The sequence below is a fragment of the Aporhodopirellula rubra genome (genome assembly GCF_014192335.1).
GTDB lineage: Bacteria > Planctomycetota > Planctomycetia > Pirellulales > Pirellulaceae > Rhodopirellula > Rhodopirellula rubra.
Map to the genome: position 1 here is coordinate 1 of NZ_JACHXU010000058.1, position 2,502 is coordinate 2,502.

3 protein-coding genes and 1 pseudogene are annotated in these 2,502 nt (G+C 54.5%); 3 read left to right on the plus strand and 1 reads right to left on the minus strand.

The window, feature by feature from the left end; genetic code table 11:
- The first annotated feature begins 176 nt into the window (after positions 1 to 176).
- The 3 genes from FHS27_RS30515 to FHS27_RS30525 all read left to right on the plus strand — a co-directional run bounded on the left by FHS27_RS30515 (position 177) and on the right by FHS27_RS30525 (position 2,098).
- The gene (locus FHS27_RS30515; RefSeq protein ID WP_184310219.1) at positions 177 to 563 is read left to right on the plus strand and encodes a hypothetical protein; all 387 of its coding nucleotides are present in this window, start codon (positions 177 to 179) and stop codon (positions 561 to 563) included.
- Positions 564 to 707: 144 nt separating this feature from the next.
- Positions 708 to 1,193: a hypothetical protein gene (locus FHS27_RS30520; protein ID WP_184310221.1), complete on the plus strand. Its 486-nt coding sequence runs from the start codon at positions 708 to 710 to the stop codon at positions 1,191 to 1,193.
- Positions 1,194 to 1,351: 158 nt separating this feature from the next.
- A complete protein-coding gene (locus FHS27_RS30525) occupies positions 1,352 to 2,098 on the plus strand; it encodes a hypothetical protein (protein ID WP_184310223.1) in 747 nt (248 codons plus the stop codon).
- Positions 2,099 to 2,250: 152 nt separating this feature from the next.
- On the opposite strand, the pseudogene FHS27_RS30530 reads toward FHS27_RS30525, so the two are convergent.
- A pseudogene (locus tag FHS27_RS30530) lies at positions 2,251 to 2,502 on the minus strand (IS630 family transposase); the annotation flags it as partial.

The window sequence follows — 2,502 nt, forward strand, 5'->3', positions numbered from 1 at the left end:
GCCTCTTTGGCAACGTGGTTTCTGTCTGGTAAACTGTTTGGTGTTGCGACGCTTTCTGGCTTCGGAGAGAAGCGGTGTCGTAAAAACCTTCCGTTAGGCGACCAAACCAAATGCAGTACTCGGCGGATGACCTCCAGAAACTCGATGCACTGGAGCACGTTCGCTCGAACCCCAAAATGTACACTGGACTGGCCACGCCGACCGCTGCCGTCATTGCAGGTGCAATCGCAAACGACGCAATCGTCCTTGGCGCATCCGACACTCGCGCTTTTCGCTTCGACGACTGGTGGATCATTTCCGCTGATTCCGACTGGCTTAACGCCCCATGCAAATGCTTCGCTCCACCTACTGAGGCGTTCCGCCGCGTTCTTGCCTTTCCGGAAATCGGTGTCAATTCGATGCGACACGAGATTCTCGCTACCGCCTTTGCAACTTCTGTGGTTTCGCTCTCGCCGACTGACAGAATCGTGGTTTCTGGAGACGTTCCCGACGACGATCCCGTTTGGGGCCAGATGACTGCCAGTAACGTGATGCGAGCCGTTGCGTTGCGCATGGTCGCCTAACATGGTTTTTACGCTAGGCCTGCGGCACACCCTCCTTAGTTGGTCACGCGGGCTGGCATTGGTACAATCTCTAGTAGTTCAGACATCGTTCGCTTCGTTAAGGGCGGTGTCGTAAAAACCTTCCGTTGTATGCCCCTAGTCGATATGGCGCTGTCAAAACGCAACTCCAACCCGATTACGATTGATGCCGTCGAGTTCCGCTGGGCCGTATCTGCTCGCTCGCAGGGCGACACTGACATGGTTACCGTTGTGGTTCAGCCACCCGACAACGGTTGTCGGCTGACCGTTGCCGTACCTTGCCGTGATCCGTACCTACACCCTGAATCCGACCCACCATCGTACGATGTTCGTGACATTACTCCGGGCTTCGTTCGCCGGCTGATCGACTCGGCTCGATCCTTGGGGTGGCAACCGTTTTCTTCCGATCCACAATTCTCGATTGACTGCGTGATCGCAGAGGCACGCGGAAGTGCTGGCGAAACTTGTCATGCACATTGGCAATGCCCGACTTGCGATTCCCACTACTCGGATGACATCGACTTTGGTGAAAAACCTCCGTTGATGTCGGCATGTGGCCGCTCCAAACATCATCCGAGCGGGCGTTCAACCAATGTCATACTGTTTTGGTAGTGCACCGGGGCATACAACATGGTTTTTACGCTAGGCCTGCGGCACACCTTGGCTCTTTGGCAACGGGCCAAGGCCTTGGTACAATTCTCGTAGTTCAAACATCGCTCGCTTCGTTTAGGGCGGTGTCGTAAAAACCTTCCGTTGTCGGACACCGCGGTATGGCATTTGACCACGTTTATCGAGTGTCTTTGTTGGACGGCTTGGTTACGCAAGACGCCATTGCGGGCCTTGCCAGTGAATTGGAAGCGGTCAACATCACGCTTCCCGTCGGCTACTCCCAATACGTTACGCAACTCGGTTGTGGCGAACTCTGCGACTTGCTCAGAGTGCACAGCCCTGACGGAGTGCGTCACGGCATTCGCGAACAGGGGCGGTTACGTGAGGAAAGTTGGATTCCCGGGTTACGCGATGGTTGGTGGGACCCGTGTAAATTAACCATAGAAGACCTGTCCGATGCTGTTGAGTTCGCGTCTTCCGCTGAGGGCGATTCGTTTATCTGTTGTCCCCGATTCGCTGGAACGCTGTTTGAGCTGCCGCGGCACTGCAGTTCAATTCTAGAATACAACAACGGCTTCATTGAAGTAGCTGACCTTTGTGCAAAGCGGATGGAACACGATTTTCCATTCATGGACACCGGTGGCCCACGTCGCCGTCATCGTGGCTTCGATGTTAGTGATCGCATTAGCGTCGACCGATTTGAGAAACTATTGATCGAACGATGGGGAGCCGACGGCCATTCACGCTCACGCGACGATTGGTCCGAATTGCCGATTGTTTCCTTCGTTCGATTCACGCTCGTTTCCAGATTTATGTTGGTGAGTCACGCTCAGCGCAGGCTATTAAGACCGACGGTGCATTTACTGTTGCGGCATCGTACGATGTCGGAAGTGAACAGGACGTCGTAGAATTCGTGGACTCAGTACTGCTGGAGAATGGCCAATCTTGGGTTAACTGACACAAGTGTGGTGTCCGACAGCATGGCTTTTACGCTGAGGCCTTCGGCACACCTTGGCTCTTTGGCAACCAGCCATGGCCTTGGTACAATTCCCCTAGTGCATCATCCAGTCTTAATTTGGGGGTAGAGCCGAGCGAGTTTGGTTCTTGCTTCGCCGATCTGCAATTGCCAGTCGACGCCCCGTTGCTTGTCGTTGATGGAGTCGGACCAAGCGGCGATTTCCTCCTGAAGTTCGTGTAGCTCTCCGATCCGCCGCCCTGAAAGGCACTGTCGCGTCATCGCGCTGAGTTCACATTCGGCAACATTCAGCCAACTACCATGCTTTGGAGTGAACACAAACTCGATTCGCTTCAC